Here is a 17,439-nt window from a genome sequence, read left to right as displayed (position 1 = left end):
TTTTACTATTCAAAATCCTTTGGGGTTATAATTCCCAACGCTTTAGCTCCTCGCAAACCGCAAGATGCAAAAGGTACGTCGGATACTAAAACAATAATCGAAGCATTAGCTAATCCGAGTCGCATTGTTCCTAATATATCAGGATCTGAATCTGGAGAAGAAAGCCATTGCGCAGCCATCGACATTGTTGGCTCATGACCAATAATCATTGTTATTCTAGAATCGCTCCTAATCGCACAAAGCTCATCCATTACAGACTGCATTCCGCCATCATATAAGCTTTTTCTTGACGCTACTATTGGAGAATCTCCGAACTTTTTAAGCATTTTGTGCATCGTTTGTTCGGTGCGATTTGCACTTGAACAAATAATGTAGTCTGGAACAAGCTTTAAAGATTGCAAACCTTTTGCCATGATTTTTGCTTGTTTTAAACCTTTATCGCTAAGGTCCCTTCCCCAATCGTCTCCCATTGTTGGCGGCTGTGCTTTTGCGTGGCGCATTAGTAGCAGCACATATTTTGCGTGCTTTACTTTTTTAACGATTTTTTTGATTGACGCCGCCATTTTAATCTCCTCAGTCTTCAGTTAAGCCTTATCAGGCTTTGGATTTGAGTTAGGTAATTGTGCGATTTGCAAATCTAAATCTCTAAGGACTTTTCTAAGCTTTCTATCGGATATATCTCTAAGAGACAAGTCTTCTAACTGTTCTGCGCGCTCTTCGGGAGTTAAGTCATCAATATCGCTAACAGTATCTTTTGTAGCACGATCGCGCTTTTTTAACGCATTAAATCCTTGCGCCATTGCGCGCGAAATAACCAGAAAACCAGTATGACCTATCATTGCGTGATCTGGTCTAACTGCTAAATCTTGTGCTTTCCAAGCTCTTTCTAAAGTTTCTTGAATCTCTGGTTCTGTCCAAACTCCCGAAGCTCGCAAACTTTGTGCCATTCTAGACATTTGCGTTGTAGTTGTTACGTACGCAACCAATACTCCACCTGGAGCAATAACTCTATAAGCCTGTTCAAGCCTGTTCCAAGGGTCAAGCATATCTAGCATAATGCGATCAAAATAGCCTTCTGGAAGAGACTTTGCTACTGAGTCAAAATCTCCAGTTAAAAGATTCCACCATTCTGGTTTTTCGCCATAGTAAATTGTTGCGTTTAGTTGCGCGATTCTAGCAAAATCAGGTCTAAGCTCTATTGTTGTAAGCTCACCACTTTGACCAACAGCGTCTAAAAGACTTAAGCTCATCGCGCCAGATCCTGCTCCCGACTCTAAAACACGCATTCCAGAGCGAATATCTCCTAAAGAAATCACTTGTGCAATATCTTTTGGATACATGATTTGAGCGCCTCTTGGCATAGATAAAACGTAATCCGCCAATCGCGGACGCATAACTACATAATCCCATCCGCCTATTGCGCGGGCTGCCATCCATGGCTTGTTTGATTCTTTAGATGCGTCAAGCTGCTTATTGCTACGCTCAAAATCACGTTTTGTGCTAACTGTTGTTACTACAACACCTTGAGTTTTGCCAATAACATCGTCGTGCAAAATAATGCCGTGTTCGGTTTGTGTAACTCCGCCTTTAGTAAGCTGTGCTGTGATTCGCTTGCCTTTTCTATCGGTGAATTGGATTTTTTCACCAACTTGCAAAACTCCTCTACGTGCATAGCTTTCGTACACAAAACACCTCGCTTATCTTCAGAACGACTTTTACTATTATAAGCTAACGGTTGTAAGTGGCATTGCTGAATCGATTGCAAAATCTGGAGCGGACGGACGAACGCCTGCTTCCACCAAATTCACACCAAGCATTGCCACCATTGCTCCGTTATCAGTGCAAAGCTTAAGCTCTGGCAAACGAACTTCGATTCCATGCTCTTTGCCTTGCTCTAAAAGATGTTCTCTAAGTTGCGAGTTTGCAGAGAATCCGCCACCAATCAACAAAGTTTTTGAACCGTATTGCTCGGAGCCCATCATAGCTTTGCGAGAAAGAACATCCGCAACAGAGTTTGCCAAAGATGCGCAAACATCGTCCACTGGTATTTCTAAGCCTTGTGCTTGGCGAGCTTCCACCCAACGCGCAACAGCTGTTTTGACACCCGAAAAACTAAAGTCGTAAGGATGCTCTTTGCCAGAACGACCTTGCGTAAGTCCTTGCGGAACCTTCAACGTATTTGGATCCCCAAGGCGCCCGTGCCTGTCAATATGCGGACCTCCTGGATAAGGGAATCCTAGCAATCTAGCTACTTTATCAAAGCACTCGCCAGCTGCATCGTCTAATGTTGTTCCAACAACATCTATACTGCGCGCAATGTTATTAACATGCAAAAGAGAAGTGTGACCTCCCGAAACTATAAGCGCTAGAACGTCTTTAGGTACATCGCCGAATTGCAATTGTGTTACTGCAATGTGTCCAATAACGTGGTTTATTCCATAAATCGGCTTTTTTGCTGCACTTGCTAGTGCTTTAGCTCCCGAAACTCCAACAGCTAAGCATCCTGCTAATCCCGGACCTGCACTTACTGCTATAGCGTCAATATCGCTTAAATCCATATTTGCATCTGCTAATGCTTTTGATACCACTGGCACGAATGCTTCTGCATGCGCGCGTGATGCGATTTCTGGTATAACACCACCGTAGCGTGCGTGTTCTTGCATTGAGGATGCTACAACGTTAGAAACTAATGTTCTTCCTTTAACGATTGCGGCTGCCGTTTCATCGCAAGTTGATTCAATGCCTAAAACTATTGGCTCGCTTGTTTTATTCATTGTTTCACTCATTATTATCCTCACTTTTAGCGCTGTTATAAGCTTCGCTAGATTCTTCTAAGCTTTTTGAGCTTTTTAAATTTTCTAAGTCTTCTAAATCGTCTATTTGTGCGCACATTGTATATGCGTCTATTCCTTCTGGCATATAGTATCTTTTTCTTAATCCCATTTTTGTAAAACCGAATTTTTCATACAGTTTTAGCGCTGGATTGTTATTTACCCTAACTTCTAAAAGCATTCGTTTTGCGCCTATTGATTTTGCATTTTCAATCATAGTTTTTAGAAGATTGCTTGCAATTCCTCGCTTTTGATATTCTTTTGCAACACCTATTGTCATTATTTGAGCGTCGTCGCCATCAAACCAAAATCCCGCATACCCAGCTACCGTATTTGTGTTTAGATCAACATCTGCATAATACGCGCGCATTGGTGCTTGTAACTCTTGCAAAATCATGTTCTTGTTCCAGCATCCTGGTCCAAACAAGTCTGCTTCGATTTTTGCAATTTGAGAAACTATTGCTTCATATTTTGCATAATCAATTTTCTCTATTGCGCAGCTTTGACTATTTGATGCACAAGCTGGATATTTTGAGCGAGTTATGTCTACAATCATATGTGTACTTCGCTTGAATCCTATTTTTCCGCCACTTTTGTAGCAGCGCCAGATCCCAAAACGTGCTTCAACGGGTTTGGAACAGATACGTCTGGTCTTCTTAAATAAAGCGGTTCAATAACGTCTTTTTGACTTGCGCACAGCTTAAATATCTCTAATCCTTTTACGCCTAAATCAAGAGCACTCGCCTCTGTAATTAAGCATATATTCCCGATTTTCTTCCAATCTTCAGCGTATTTTTTAGCACCATGGCCTGCAACGCAAACGCAATAATCGCAAATATTATTTGATTCAAAATATTGATTTACTCTTTCAACAATATTTGCAGGATAATCAATGTCCATTTCTATTACTGCACAACCACTATCGTCATATAAACTCATATAAACTTGGCGTCTTCTAGCGTCATTTAACGAAAGAACATACGTGTGTTTAGCTACGCAAGATTCATTATTTTCGACTATTTCACTATTAGAGATAACGCCATCTTTAAGCGATTCTTCAAAAGCGCCAGAACGAATCATTAAACTTTGTGGAAGCAAACTGTTGCATCCTAGAATCTTTGCGTTATTCGCAAAAGCAATCGCCTTAGCTGCAACCAACCCAGCTCTTAAACCTGTAAAAGGAGCAGGGCCTACTCCAACTACAATCTCGTCTATTTGATTAAGCTCTAGATCAGCATTTTTTACTGCAAAATCAATGTTTACTTGCAACTTTTCAACATGTGTACGCGAATCCGTTTCCACTATTGGCTTATAACCTACAACTCCAACTGTTGAACCATATGACGTATCTATAATCAGCGTATTGCTCATTTTTGTTCCTTAAATTAACCAACCAATTTAGCTTACTCTTAATCAAGAATTTTTAAGCGATCGCACCAGTCTCCTCCGACTGGAACAAGCGTTACAACGCGCTTGCCTTCACTTGTAAACTCATTTGACTTTTCTTTATCAATCGGTCTATCAATATGAATTTCAAGACGAACATCAGCAAGAACACCAGCCATCTGTTCTCCCCACTCCATAAGCACAACAGTTCCCTCTCCTGGTTCTTCCAATGCTTCATCTAAACCTAAAGATTCAAGCTCATCTAAAAGCCTAGAAACAGTGTCTTGCCCTGGAGCATAATCTTTTCCACCAAGCCTATAAGCATCTACATGAATAAGATTCGCAACTTTTCCATCAGAAAATGTGCCTTTTAGCTCTCTAGCAATAGTAAAAGTCGGGGAAACTATCGGATCTTTTATTCCCAAGCCCTGTCCAAAACCTTGCGCGAACGTTGTTTTTCCAGCACCAAGTGGACCAGAAAGCAAAATAACATCTGTCTCATGCACTATTTTTGCAATAGTTTTTCCAAGATCTCGCATACACGAATCAGTTGGAATTACTAGCTTTTTGATATTATGATTTTCCAAAATTACACACTTTCATATTAGACTTTTAACGCTCTATGTTTTAACACTTTATGCTTTTAAAATTTTCACATTAACGCCCACGACAAGCAATCATGCTAATGCATTTTTCTAAAGCGTAATCAGCATCACTTGTTCCGCCTTTGCATTGCTCATCTGCCCACGCTAAACATTTAAAACACTTACGAATCCCATCATCATTCCATCCACCTAAATCCCTCATAGCCATTTTTAACGCCCAAGGGTTAACTTTTGCTTGAGCATTAGAAATTTCCCCGTTTTTAACAGCTATAGCCTTTGTAATTATTCGCATTTTTGCAGCCAAAGCCCCAATCAATGCTATAGCATCAACGCCTTGTAAAATCGCTCTTCTTGATGCAAGAATAGCTTGAGCATAGTTACCTTCTGCAGCTTTATCTGCTACAAAAAATCCAGTTACTTGCGGATCCGATATTAAATATTGGTCAACTATTTTTAGTGTGATTGGGTTATCTTCAAAATCAAAGCACAATTGAGAACAAAGAGCCGCCAACTGGTCGGTTTTCCCGCCTAAGACTTCTGTTATGCGTCCAGCTGCTGCAGGCTCTATACTACGATTTTGCCTTTCAAAAAGACTTAGCACAAAATTCAATCTTGCATCATCTTTTTTAAGATCTGGTACAGTTATTTTACTTGCTCCAGCTTTTTCAAGTTTTGTAACAATTGACTTTCCTTTAACACCTCCTTCGTGGCGCGCAATAACCCAGCAATCATTGTTATTAGATTTAGATTCTCTAGTACAAAACTCTATTATCGCTTCAACTAAATCTTCATTAGCTTGTTCAAGATTATTAATAACAACAATTGTTCCGCTAGAAAAAAGTGATGGTCCTGTAGCAGTTATAAAAGCATATTTATCGGCATTTAATGCGTCTAAATTTATAACATCTGCATCTGGGTAGGAGCCTAATATGCGAGTTTTTAAGTCGCGCGCGTTTAGATCATTTAAATACGCATCACCGCCAACTACAACTGTAAATGGCGCAAATTTTTTTAACGCTTGCATACGTACTCCTTAAGAATATTTATATTCTCACGATTTAACTAACGCGAATATCCTTGTTTTTATTTAATCCGCTTAATTTTGCACGCCTATTAATTGTACAAACTATATAAAACTTAAAACACTTAATCATTCAAAAAGTTTTGTTGAATCATTTATAAGCTGCTTAAAACGATTTGACTTAACTTGTAAAAATATCCTTAAACTATTATATGATTCACTTTTTCTAAAATATTTATTTATGATAAGTACTAATAAAAAGATAGCGAATTCAGCGCACGCGATTAGCCACGCACCTAAAGATCCATTAACCCAAGGTATTGTTCCAATTTGTAAATCTCCCAAATACCATGCGCAATTTGCCATAATGTTTGTTCCAAAAGATGAAATTGTGGCAAAAATCAGAGAAATAGAATAACTCCAATTAGCGCATATAAGCGAAAGCAGACCAAATATTGTTGCAAAATCAACAAAAGGTGCAACAATTAAATTCGCTATAACAGATATAAAAGATACTTGCGGTTGCATTAATATTTGTACAGGAAGCGTAAAACACTGTGCACACAACGTTATGCTTAATGCGCTTGCAAGACTAGACGGCATATATCTTAAAAAGATTCTTCTTAAAGACATTCCACAAACAATTATTCCAAAAGTTGCGCAAACAGAAAGAGCAAACGAATAATCCCATGCATATTTTGGACAAATAAAAAGAACACTTATAACAGTTATACTTAAAGCACTAGCAGACTGGTATTGTCTAGAAAACATTAATGCCCCGGCAGAAATTAAACCCATTATAAGCGCTCTAAGAACAGATGCCGACGGATACACAATACACGATAAAAGAATATGACCACAAGCTTCAAATATTGCGCTCACTACTCTTGGCAAAAGCAAAAAAGCACATGTCTTACGAATAACGCAAGATAAAAGCAAAAAATGTCCTCCAGAAACCGCCATAAGGTGCATTATTCCAGCTATTTTGAATCTTTGTTTCATAGTATTCGCATAAGTGCTATCGATACTAACTTTTCGTAAATCTTCTACATCACTTAAATGCTCTTGTCCCAAAAGTCCTACAGTAAGACCAGGAACAAGCATTTGACCCTGTTCATCTAAAGAACTAGTCACATTGTAAAATTCTTTCCACAATGTATTTAGTAATCTCTTAAAAAGATTAGCTTTTTCAATAACTTCTACTTTATATAATTTCGTTTTATCTGTTTTGTTTGCTTTAGGAACTTGAATTTCTATCGCATGAGAGTCAAATTTTGAAATCGAAATTTTTCCAAAACTACTTATCTTGTATCCGTAGTTCATTATTTTGCAATCTGGATTAAAAGCGTAAAGTTTGGCAGACACAAAGCTTTTACTCCTACTAATAACTTTTTCTTTATCCATAATTTCAATCTGTTTTACATTCACGTTTAATACGCAATCCCCCTTAAAGGATTGCGATACTCTTGGAGGAGACGTTATATCCATAAGCAATCTGATGGATTGAACATCGTTTTTTCTATTAAATTTATATTCTGTATCACTTTGCTTTAGATCTTTAATAGCATTAAAAACAGGGTCCATATGTTCTATGTTTAGAATAATTGAACACATTATAAAAGCTGCTAGAAACGTACAAAAACTTGTTAAAAAAGCATGCTTGTATCCTATTATTTTTAATTTTTTAATTAACTCATAAAACTTTGATTTTATGCGACTTTTGTAATCAGTTGTATTCTTTAAGCGGCACGTAAAAATGCAATTTCCCATTGAAAAAATAGTATAAAAGCACAAAAGAGCAAATGATAATATTGCGATTATCATACAGAAAAAATCTTGTTGTGAATCAACTATAAATCGAGCGAATAAGCAACCAAACCATACGCTAAACGCAATAGGAACAAGCCTAAAATCTTTGTTTCCATTTTCAAGATCCCAATATAATTCTTTCATTTTCCAACCTTAAAAATCACATAAATTTACTTAATGCAGATTGCTGATTTAAGTTTTAAAAAAGTCTTTTGCCCAATTCCTTTAACTTGCATAAGATCTTCAACCCGCTTAAAAACACGCAACTTTTTACGCATATCTAATATTCTTTGAGCCATTTTTGGCCCTATACTTTTTAGAGTTTGTAATTCTTCCAACCCTGCTGTGTTTATATTTATGCAACCGCTTTTATCTTTGTTGACACTATTATTTTTGCTTATATCATTTTCATTAATTTTGTGCGTGCTATCACTAAAATCTTCATTTTTATTTTTAACAGTTAAATCTTTAGTCTCATTTGTATGTAAGTCTTTTTTAGAATCCTCTTTAGAATCATTGCTATATTCATCATCATCTTTATTATTTGATTCAAATTTTTTACTTAAAGATTTAACTTTAGATTCTCTCTGTGCTTGATAAGAATAAATCTTGTTATAAGTTCTAGATTGACATATGAGCATGGTTAAACTTGATGCTAAGAATACTACGAGAATTAGCATAATAGACAAAGCATGTACTGGTTTTATTCGTAATCTAACGAGATTTCTTGTTTCAAAATTATTTCGTTTATTAAGATTATCAATATTTGAAGCAGAATCTTTTGAGCTTATGCAAAAATCAGCAAGCTGATAATCTATAGAATTGTTTTTCTCTTGTGCCAATATGCGATTTTTAGAATCATCATTCAAAGTATTTTGCAAATAATTTGAATTTTCATAATTATTATTTAAAGCATCAATAGCTGCCAATCTTTCTAGAACGTTACTATTGTTTTTGTTCATTTTAACCACCTCCTTCGTTTCAGACTATTTATTTTTGATTGTTAAATAAAAAAAAAGATGCTTACCTCCACTATTAAATGAAGATAAGCATCTTTCAAGTAAAATTAACCAATGTGGTTAAAGGCTATTTTGCCTAGAAAACATTGAGTTTCAGCTTTCATCTGGCACAATAGACACAATCTTTGGTGCTTTCACGATTACCTTGCGCGGCTTCTTTCCACCCAAGCGATCAGCTACGGCCTCTAAAGCAAGCTTTTCAAGCTCACTAGCATCAATATTCGGGTCAACTTCAAGCTTTGCGCGAACCTTGCCCTTGATTTGCACAACAGCTGTAACAGTATCCGCACCAACGTAGCGGGAATCTTCAACTGGCCAATCTGCGTGAGCAATCGACTTAGTATGTCCAAGCTTGCTCCACATTTCTTCACAAATATGCGGTGCAATTGGAGAAAGCATAAGAACAAGCGGCTCAACTGCTGCGCGAGGCACGTGAGGCAGAGACGTTAAGTGATTATTCAACACAATCAGCTTAGCAATCGCAGTGTTTGGACGCATTGCTTCCATTTCTACAGTTACTTCTGCAATCGTGTTGTTAAGAAGCTTTAGCGTCTTTTCGTCCAAAGCATCTTCTGTTACTACGCAAGCGCCAGTTTCTTCGTTTACAACGTTACGCCACAAGCGTTGCAAGAATCGCATGCCTCCAACAACGTTACGCGTATTCCATGGGCGAGACTCAGAAAGTGGACCCATGCTCATTTCATACAAACGGAACGTGTCTGCACCGTAGTTTTCGTACATGTAGTCTGGAGTCACAATATTCTTTAGGCTCTTACCCATCTTTCCAAACTCGCGATTCACGGTTTCGCCGTGCCAAGTAAATGTTGGCTCACCAGCGCCGTTATTAGCGCCTTCCTCAACCTCATCAGCTGGCACGTACTGCCCGCGCTCATCCGTGTAAGCGTAAGCCTGAATCATACCCTGGTTAAACAAGCGATGGAAAGGCTCAGCAGAATCAACGTAACCCAAGTCGTAAAGCGCCTTATGCCAGAAGCGCGAGTAAAGCAAGTGCAAAACTGCATGCTCTACGCCTCCAACATAAAGGTCAACGCCTCCAGAAACATGTTCCTTGCCTGGTCGATTCGTACCCATCCAATAGTCGTATTCGTCGCTGTCAACCATATGCTCAGCGTCGTTTGGATCCAAGTAACGCATGTAATACCAGCATGAACCAGCCCAGTTTGGCATAGTGTTGGTGTCGCGATAGTAGGTTTTTACACCGTCACCAAGATCAAGCTGAACTTTAACCCAATCCTCGTTTCGGCTCAAAGGTGCTTCAGGCTCAGAATTTGCGTCGTCTGGAGCGTAAGTTTTTGGCTGATAATCTGGAACGTCTGGCAATGCAATTGGAAGCTCACTATCCGGCACAAGGTGAGCAACACCATCCTCATCATAAACGATTGGGAATGGCTCACCCCAGTAGCGCTGCCTAGAGAACAGCCAATCGCGAAGTCTGTAAGAAACCTTACCAACGCCTACGCCTGCTGCTTCAAGCCAAGTCGTCACTTTTTTAATAGCTTCATCTACGCGCAAACCGTTAATAGACAAAGCGTCACCGAGCTTATAAGTATGCTCCACAGAAGAGTTAATAACAATTCCATCGTGAGAAACAAACGGAGCTTTGCCATCATAATCTTCTAGCTTTTCGACAGAATCAGGCAAAGGCTTAACAGTGTAAATTACAGACAAGCCGAAAGCTTTAGCAAAATCATAATCGCGCTGGTCACCGCCAGGAACTGCCATAATTGCGCCCGTTCCATAACCCATAAGCACATAATCTGCAACAAACAGCGGAAGTTTTGCTCCAGTTACAGGATTAATTGCGTAAAGACCAGTAAACAAACCAGTTTTTGCACCAGCGTCTTCCGTACGATCTTTAGCGGTTTTAGCGCGAGCTTGAGCCTGATACTCTGCCAATCCTTCCTTAAGGCTTGCGTAGCCACCCTTCCAGCTTTCTAGAACGCTAGCTTCCCACGCTTCTGGAACGTGCTCAAGAATCGGGTGATCTACAGAAACAACAGCAAAAGTTGTACCAAAAAGCGTATCTGGACGAGTAGTGTATACTTCCAAATCGCGCATTTCACCATCTGCACATTCAACTTCAAAATGCACGGAAGCACCGTGAGATTCGCCAATCCAGTTTCGCTGCATAAGCTTAACTTTTTCTGGCCAATCAATAGTATCCAAATCTTCAACCAAGCGATGAGCATAAGCTGTAATTCGCATGGACCACTGACGAAGATTGCGCTGGAATACTGGGAAGTTTCCGCGCTCAGATTTACCTTCTGCAGTAACTTCCTCGTTTGCAAGCACAGTTCCCAATCCTGGACACCAATTTACAGGAGACTTAGAAATGTAAGCAATGCGGAAGTCATTCAACACATCCGCTTGCTCTACTTTATTGAGCTCTTCCCACTTTTTGTCAGCAAAACCAGGAATTTCGCGCTTTGCGCTCTTAAACTCATCAACTAACTCAGCAATTGGTCGAGCAGAACCTTTACCGCCATCTTTGCGTACAAAATCAGGGTCATACCAAGCGTCATAAAGCTTCGAGAAAATCCATTGAGTCCAACGAACGTAGTTTGTATCAATAGTTGCAAAAGATCTACGATCGTCAAAGCTCAATCCCATGCGATGCAACTGCCTGCGCATATTTGCAATATTTGCCTCAGTAGTAATGCGAGGATGCTGACCTGTTTGAACAGCATATTGTTCTGCAGGAAGTCCAAAAGCGTCGTAGCCCATCGCGTGAAGAACATTCTCACCCTTCATACGGTGATATCGGCTCACAACATCCGTTGCCAAATATCCAAGAGGATGTCCAACATGTAAGCCCTTTCCAGAAGGATAAGGGAACATGTCCATTGCAAAGAAAGAAGGACGGCCACAAGCCAATCTGCCTTCGCCATCCTTCAAATCGCCCTTAACATTAGCAGCCCAGAACGTGCCTTGCTCGTCCCAAGTCTTTTGCCAGCGCTGCTCAATATCTTGTGCGAGCTGCGCATTGTAACGAAAAGCTGGCTCAGCAATAGTAGCTTTATTGTCAGCTGTTGAATACTGTTGATCGTTGTCTTCCATAAACAAGCACTATAGCGACTCATATCGTCAATTTGCAACACTTTTTACAACTTTTATCCATATTTTATTGTGTTTTTTGAAAGTTTTAATGCACAATTCACAAAATACTCTTATTTAGCGTTTTTCATGAAAATCATTACTACAATTGTTTTAAACGTTCAACATAAGATTTTATTAAGAATAATGTGATTTAACGAGGTTAGTTATGAAGGTATCAAAGAACATACTTTTATTAATCGCATGCATTGTATGGTGTTTTGCCGGATTCAACATTCTTAGGATTGGTATTATTGCTTACTCAAACTTTTTATCTCCTATTAATTTCGCTTTATCTTTAGCTGTTTTTGCAATATTCCAAGTGTTTATTTTCGGAAAACTTGTTAAAAAACATACTGCTAGGATTAACGCATACAAAGAAAACAAGCAATTTTTCCTTAAATTCTTTGACGTTAAATCTTTTATAATCATGGCTTTTATGATGACTTTTGGAATTGTTCTTCGTGCAACAAATATAGCTCCAGAACAATTTATAGCCGTATTTTATACGGGATTAGGTTCTGCTCTTACTCTAGCAGGATTGCTTTTTGGGTATCATTTTGCTAAAACTGCATGTCCGCGTTACAAAAACACTCATACTATGCAATAGCGCTTACAAACACTTGTAACAACATCAACATTACTAAGAAATATTTGACTATCACTCTACGTAAGGAAGTTACTATGAACCATGTTATGAAACGTTATATTAATACGTCTTTGTTGTATGCTGTCTTCGCCATGATTGGCGGCGTCTTTTATCGCGAATTTACAAAATTTAATGCTTTCCATGAAAAGACTGTGCTTGCTATAGTTCACACACACTACTTTATGCTTGGAATGGTTGTTTTTCTGTTACTCATACTATTTGAGAAAAACTTCAGTTTTAGTAACGAAAAAACTACGAGAATCTTAATAACTTATCATATTGGACTCAACCTAACAGCAGTAATGATGATTACTCGTGGAATTGCACAAGTAATGCGTCTACATCTCAGTCCATCTATAGATTTTTCCATAACTGGTTTAGCAGGTATCGGACACATCCTACTTGGCGTAAGTATTGTACTAATCTTATTGCAAATTAAACGCAGCATCGCTCATTGTGCTAATACTTCATTAGAATAGTGATGATAGGAATAATTTAGTTTATTCATAAAATATTTATTAAGTGTGTAACTATAAGCCGCATATGCTACTACATTAAGAAGGTTGCTATGAGTAATAACGTGTATAAAAAGAGTAGATCATACGCACCAGAACGATTCTTTGAATGCGAAGGTCGTGGCCTTAATTGGCTTCGAGAAGCTTACGACTATGGCGGGCCTAAAGTAGCTAAAGTTTTTGATTGGGGAAAAGACTACTTAAACATTGAACGCATTGAAACTACAAGCCCTACTCCTTTAGCATCGTTTGAATTTGGAGCATCTTTGGCGCATATGCACGATTTCGGTGCGAAATATTTTGGGGAGCCACCTGCAGATTATGATGGCACATGCTATTTTGGACCATTAAGCGACCCTGTAAAAATGGATTGTGGCACTTGGAGTAATGTTATTGACTATTTGGCAGAAGGCAGACTTTTACCAATGGTAAATCTTGGTATTTCTAGAGGAAGCCTTACAAAAAACGATTTAGATCTTACAAATAAAGTTATTGATGCTATGCCAGATTTGCTGGGAAAAGCATCTGAAGATAAACCAGCGCGAGTCCATGGAGACTTGTGGAGTGGAAATGTGCTTTGGACTAAAAGCGAAGATGGCGAACACACAGAAGCTGTTTTAATTGATCCTGCAGCTCACGTCGGCCATCGTGAGGAAGACTTAGCAATGCTGCAACTGTTTGGGATTAGCTATTTTAAGCAGATTTTAGATGGCTATCAATCTGTTCATCCATTAAAATCTGGTTTTGAAAATCGCATGACAATTTGGCAGCTCTACCCTATTGCTGGACATTGTGTCTTCTTTGGTGGAGGCTACGTTAGCGAATACCGAGATATGTGCTTGGATTTGCTTAATCGCTAAATTTGCATTAGATAATTTAATAGAAACTAATATAAAAGTAAGCACAAAACTAAAATTTACGAAAGGCCTTAACTACTATGATTCGCACGCATAAGCATATTTTGCGCAAAACTATTGCTCTTTTAGTATCTAGCACAATGCTTCTTGCGATTTGCGCATGCGGATCGAGCAATGCAAAAAACGCATCGCCTAGCGCAAAGCCTCAAGTGAATCACGGCAACGTTATAGTTTTTACGCCTTCTGATGGTCTAAATTTAAGTAGAAAAACTCCATTAAGTACATGGGATAATCTTGTTCCAGAAATAGTAAAATCGTTAAAAAAGCAAGGATTTTCAGAAAATTCTATTACTACTAAATCGTCCAGCAGCTTATACGATCAAAGTCAAGATATTCAAGATTACGTTGTAAGCATGATTACATCTTTAAAAACAAAAAATTCTTCTAAAAATAAAAACAAGAAAACAAGTATCAGAGATATCCATAGCATCGTAAAAAAGCAACTTTCTAATACGACTATTGTTGTTGCTCCTTGGAGTAATAAAAACGGTAATAATAATTATGGTGATTACGTCACTCAACCCACAACACCTAAAGAGCAACTAAAAGAAGAAGATCTAAAATCACAAGAGGAAGCAGAAAATAGACTTACATCGTCATTAAATTTGGCTAAAAAAGCTGGCATGCATGTTGTTATGTTATCTAGGCTTACTAGAGATTTTAAGCCAGATGCATTCTTCAAACTTTCTTCTGCTCAGAGCATTGGAGAAATTCAAGCGTATACTCTTGTGCAAAAATTAGCATTAAATCAGGCTTCTAAAGATAATCCAAAAAGCGTAGAAGTACTTTTGCCTTGCCACAATCAAAAACAAGATGTTCATATGCATTTTGGAGTAAATACTCATGGTAATTCAGATTCTGATAATTCAAGTTCCAAAATTCAAGAATTTGATGATGAATTCGCGCGACTTGCTTTTGCTGGAATCTGGAAAATTCTAAAACCTTATTTCGCATCTGGATTAATGATTTCACCTTCTGGAAAACTTAGTAAGGATTCAACAGAGAATGACTGGGAAAATGCTGCTTTCGACGCAGATAATTCTGACTCTGTTAAGGCAGAACTTAATTCGAGATTAGTAATAAAGAATGATAACGGAACAACTTCCACAAAACACGTAGATGGCATTATTGCTTTAGATGATCAAGTTGTTATGCAAGTGGAAAAAGCTCTTGAAGACCTTGGGTATAAGGGAAGCTCTGCGGATATCAACCCTTCCTTTACTCTTCCAGATATAATCGGAAGCTTTATAGGAAAACGAAATTTGACTAAGAAAAAGGTTCCAACGCCTGCTTCTACTGCGAAAAATAATGAATCACAAAAATCTAGCACAAAAAATAATGATTTGAATTCATCTGAATCCAATAAAGAGAATAAAAATACTGAAGATTCTGAGCTTAAAGATTCAGCGAATGAATTGTTAAACGACTCAAAATGGCCTGTTATTACTGGCTACGGCGCTTACAAAGATGCTTTACCAAATCTTGTAAATGGAAAGCAATGGATGACTTCTATCGAAAACATTCAGAAAATCTCTACTGATGTTGCTCAAGAATGTAGTTCTCTAAATGTTAATGGAAAATTATCTCAACTCGAAGATATTTCTATTTTTGTAAATAACAGTGGATCAGAAAAAGATATACCTGTAATAACAGAACCAATTCTCGCTGTAAGCGCAACTAATCTTAAAGCTCTTTTGATTGACCCTGGATACGTAACTCTTGCAGATGCAGGACTGTAAAGTACGTTATTTTCTTGGTCTTGGAGCGTAAATCTTATTTTCGATAAGATCGTTATAACGTTCTATAACCGCATTGCGCTTTGCTTTAAGGCTTGGTGTAACTAAACCATTTTCTTGAGTAAAAGCATCTGGAACAATCTCAAATTTTCTGATTGATTCTGCTCTAGAAACATTAGAATTTGCTTTAACTATGCTTTGTTCTACGGAACTTATGACGATTGAATTTTTTCTTGCCTCTTCCAGCGAGCGCACTGGGCTTGCTCCTCGAGATTTCAGCCAAGAATTCACTTCTGCAAGATCTAACGCAATAATCGCAGAGATAAAAGGTTTTCTGTCTCCAATAACAACGCATTGAGAAATAATTGAAGAAGTCATAACTGATGCTTCGAGTATGCTAGGTGAAACGTTTTTCCCGCCAGCTGTTATTATCAGATCTTTTTTGCGACCAGTAATTTTTACAAAACCGTCGGAATCTAAAGATCCGAAGTCTCCTGTATGCAACCATCCATTTACTATTTGTTTTTCAGTTATCTCTGGATGATTATGATATCCTTTGCAAACAGCGGGACTTTTAATACAAAGCTCTCCCTCATCATCTATTGCTACAGACACTCCCTGTACTGGCAAACCAACTGTTCCGATTTTATAGCCTTTCGTTGGATTTACCATTGACGGAGCACATGTTTCTGTCATTCCGTACCCTTCGAGAATTGGCAATCCCATGCCATTGAAGAAATGCGAAATCGATTTGTCTAATGGCGCTCCTCCTGAAACACCATATTCAACGTCTCCTCCAAAAACTTGCAAAATTGAGTTGTAAACGAGCTTTTTACATAAGGAGTGGCTTATAGCCAGCATTGGCGAAATCATTCTCCCCGATTGTTGAGCTTTTGACCATTCTTTTGCCACTTTTACGCTTTGAGCAAATATAAATCCTTTTACTCCTCTACCAGCTTTTTGAGAGGCAGCATTGTAGATTTTTTCAAATATTCTAGGTACACCAAGTATGAAAGTTGGTTTAAAACTTTTAAAATCACTTAGTATTGTTTTAAGGTTGCTTGACAATCCAAGTGTTACATTTCCCGCAAAACAGAAGAACTGCATAAATCTTGCAAATACATGTGCTAAAGGAAGGAATAAAAGAAGTCTTGGTTTGCCTTTTAATGCTATATCTGGCATGGAAAGCATTCCAGATTTCGCTATAAACACAAAATTTCCGTGCGAAAGTTCTATACCTTTCGGGTCTCCTGTAGATCCAGATGTGTAAACGATTGTAGCTAGATCATCGCCTTTAACAGCTTTTTCTCTTTCATAAAACTCTGAGTCTGTAACTGTTTTTCCATACTCAATTAGCGCATCTATTGCGTCTCTGCTTAATACATAGACATCGTTAAGGCTTGGACATGACTTCTTTGATATTTCCACAGTTTCACGCATATTTTCATCTTCAACAAAAATCATGCTTACTCTAGAATCGTTAATAATATTTTCTATTTGCACTGCAGAACTTGTTTCATAAATTGGCACTGTTAACGCGCCTATAGACATTATTGCCATATCAAGCACAGTCCACTGCCATGAAGTATGCGCTATTATCGATATAGTATCTCCCGGCATCACACCGTGTGCTATGAATCCTTTTGCTACCGATATAACCAAATCTTTAAAGTCTTTAGCACTGTAGGAATTCCATTCCCCGTCGCGTCCTACATACTCAACCAATGAATCGTTCGGCTTACGTTCTACGCGACTTTCAAGAAGCGAAAAAATGTTTGCATTGTAATCAATTTTCTCATCGAGATTACGAGAATACTTTTGCATATTCGCTCCCTAA

General features: G+C 38.3%; 15 protein-coding genes. 4 read left to right on the top strand and 11 right to left on the bottom strand.

All coding sequences use genetic code 11. From position 1 onward, the window contains the following. Window positions 1-5: 5 nt before the first annotated feature. From HXT46_RS02950 to leuS, 10 genes are all read right to left on the bottom strand, one after another. A complete protein-coding gene (locus HXT46_RS02950; RefSeq protein WP_004117220.1) occupies window positions 6-563 on the bottom strand; it encodes a SixA phosphatase family protein in 558 nt (185 codons plus the stop codon). Between the two features lie 21 nt (window positions 564-584). Continuing rightward, window positions 585-1,685, bottom strand: coding sequence for a tRNA (adenine-N1)-methyltransferase (locus HXT46_RS02945; protein ID WP_075038641.1), 1,101 nt, complete (start codon window positions 1,683-1,685; stop codon window positions 585-587). 36 nt (window positions 1,686-1,721) lie between these two features. Then, window positions 1,722-2,786: a tRNA (adenosine(37)-N6)-threonylcarbamoyltransferase complex transferase subunit TsaD gene (tsaD, locus tag HXT46_RS02940; protein ID WP_014554613.1), complete on the bottom strand. Its 1,065-nt coding sequence runs from the start codon at window positions 2,784-2,786 to the stop codon at window positions 1,722-1,724. Beyond that, window positions 2,779-3,387: a ribosomal protein S18-alanine N-acetyltransferase gene (gene rimI, locus HXT46_RS02935; RefSeq protein ID WP_004111784.1), complete on the bottom strand. Its 609-nt coding sequence runs from the start codon at window positions 3,385-3,387 to the stop codon at window positions 2,779-2,781. Before rimI ends, tsaD begins: the two co-directional genes overlap by 8 nt. 20 nt (window positions 3,388-3,407) lie before the next feature. Further along, window positions 3,408-4,202: a tRNA (adenosine(37)-N6)-threonylcarbamoyltransferase complex dimerization subunit type 1 TsaB gene (gene tsaB / locus HXT46_RS02930; RefSeq protein WP_020759511.1), complete on the bottom strand. Its 795-nt coding sequence runs from the start codon at window positions 4,200-4,202 to the stop codon at window positions 3,408-3,410. 38 nt (window positions 4,203-4,240) lie between these two features. Then, entirely contained in the window at window positions 4,241-4,804 is a 564-nt protein-coding gene (gene tsaE / locus HXT46_RS02925; RefSeq protein WP_004115217.1) for a tRNA (adenosine(37)-N6)-threonylcarbamoyltransferase complex ATPase subunit type 1 TsaE, read from the bottom strand. A 70-nt stretch (window positions 4,805-4,874) separates the two neighbouring features. Further along, entirely contained in the window at window positions 4,875-5,846 is a 972-nt protein-coding gene (holA, locus tag HXT46_RS02920; protein ID WP_004111788.1) for a DNA polymerase III subunit delta, read from the bottom strand. A gap of 126 nt (window positions 5,847-5,972) precedes the next feature. Further along, the gene (locus HXT46_RS02915; protein ID WP_246979131.1) at window positions 5,973-7,796 is read right to left on the bottom strand and encodes a ComEC/Rec2 family competence protein; all 1,824 of its coding nucleotides are present in this window, start codon (window positions 7,794-7,796) and stop codon (window positions 5,973-5,975) included. Window positions 7,797-7,822: 26 nt separating this feature from the next. Next, entirely contained in the window at window positions 7,823-8,614 is a 792-nt protein-coding gene (locus tag HXT46_RS02910; protein WP_004117231.1) for a ComEA family DNA-binding protein, read from the bottom strand. Window positions 8,615-8,764: 150 nt separating this feature from the next. Beyond that, entirely contained in the window at window positions 8,765-11,749 is a 2,985-nt protein-coding gene (gene leuS / locus HXT46_RS02905) for a leucine--tRNA ligase (protein ID WP_103013147.1), read from the bottom strand. Between the two features lie 205 nt (window positions 11,750-11,954). On the opposite strand from leuS, the gene HXT46_RS02900 reads away from it, so the two are divergent. The 4 genes from HXT46_RS02900 to HXT46_RS02885 all read left to right on the top strand — a co-directional run bounded on the left by HXT46_RS02900 (window position 11,955) and on the right by HXT46_RS02885 (window position 15,605). Continuing rightward, entirely contained in the window at window positions 11,955-12,395 is a 441-nt protein-coding gene (locus tag HXT46_RS02900; RefSeq protein WP_192382243.1) for a hypothetical protein, read from the top strand. Between the two features lie 74 nt (window positions 12,396-12,469). Then, window positions 12,470-12,913 (top strand): DUF2871 domain-containing protein, encoded by a 444-nt coding sequence (locus HXT46_RS02895; RefSeq protein ID WP_004111798.1) that lies wholly within the window; start codon window positions 12,470-12,472, stop codon window positions 12,911-12,913. 89 nt (window positions 12,914-13,002) lie between these two features. Then, on the top strand, window positions 13,003-13,809 hold the full coding sequence (locus HXT46_RS02890) for a fructosamine kinase family protein (RefSeq protein ID WP_421786282.1): 807 nt from the start codon (window positions 13,003-13,005) through the stop codon (window positions 13,807-13,809). Window positions 13,810-13,886: 77 nt separating this feature from the next. Continuing rightward, complete coding sequence (locus HXT46_RS02885; RefSeq protein ID WP_421786280.1) at window positions 13,887-15,605, top strand: hypothetical protein; 1,719 nt, start codon at window positions 13,887-13,889, stop codon at window positions 15,603-15,605. Between the two features lie 6 nt (window positions 15,606-15,611). Here HXT46_RS02885 and HXT46_RS02880 read toward each other — a convergent pair whose 3' ends face one another. Next, entirely contained in the window at window positions 15,612-17,426 is a 1,815-nt protein-coding gene (locus HXT46_RS02880; protein ID WP_004111801.1) for an AMP-dependent synthetase/ligase, read from the bottom strand. Window positions 17,427-17,439: the final 13 nt, after the last annotated feature.

Origin of the sequence: Gardnerella sp. DNF01204, from assembly GCF_049244145.1 — a bacterium.
In the GTDB taxonomy this organism is placed as follows: Bacteria; Actinomycetota; Actinomycetes; order Actinomycetales; family Bifidobacteriaceae; genus Bifidobacterium; species Bifidobacterium vaginale.
This window is presented reverse-complemented; position numbering and strand designations above follow the sequence as displayed.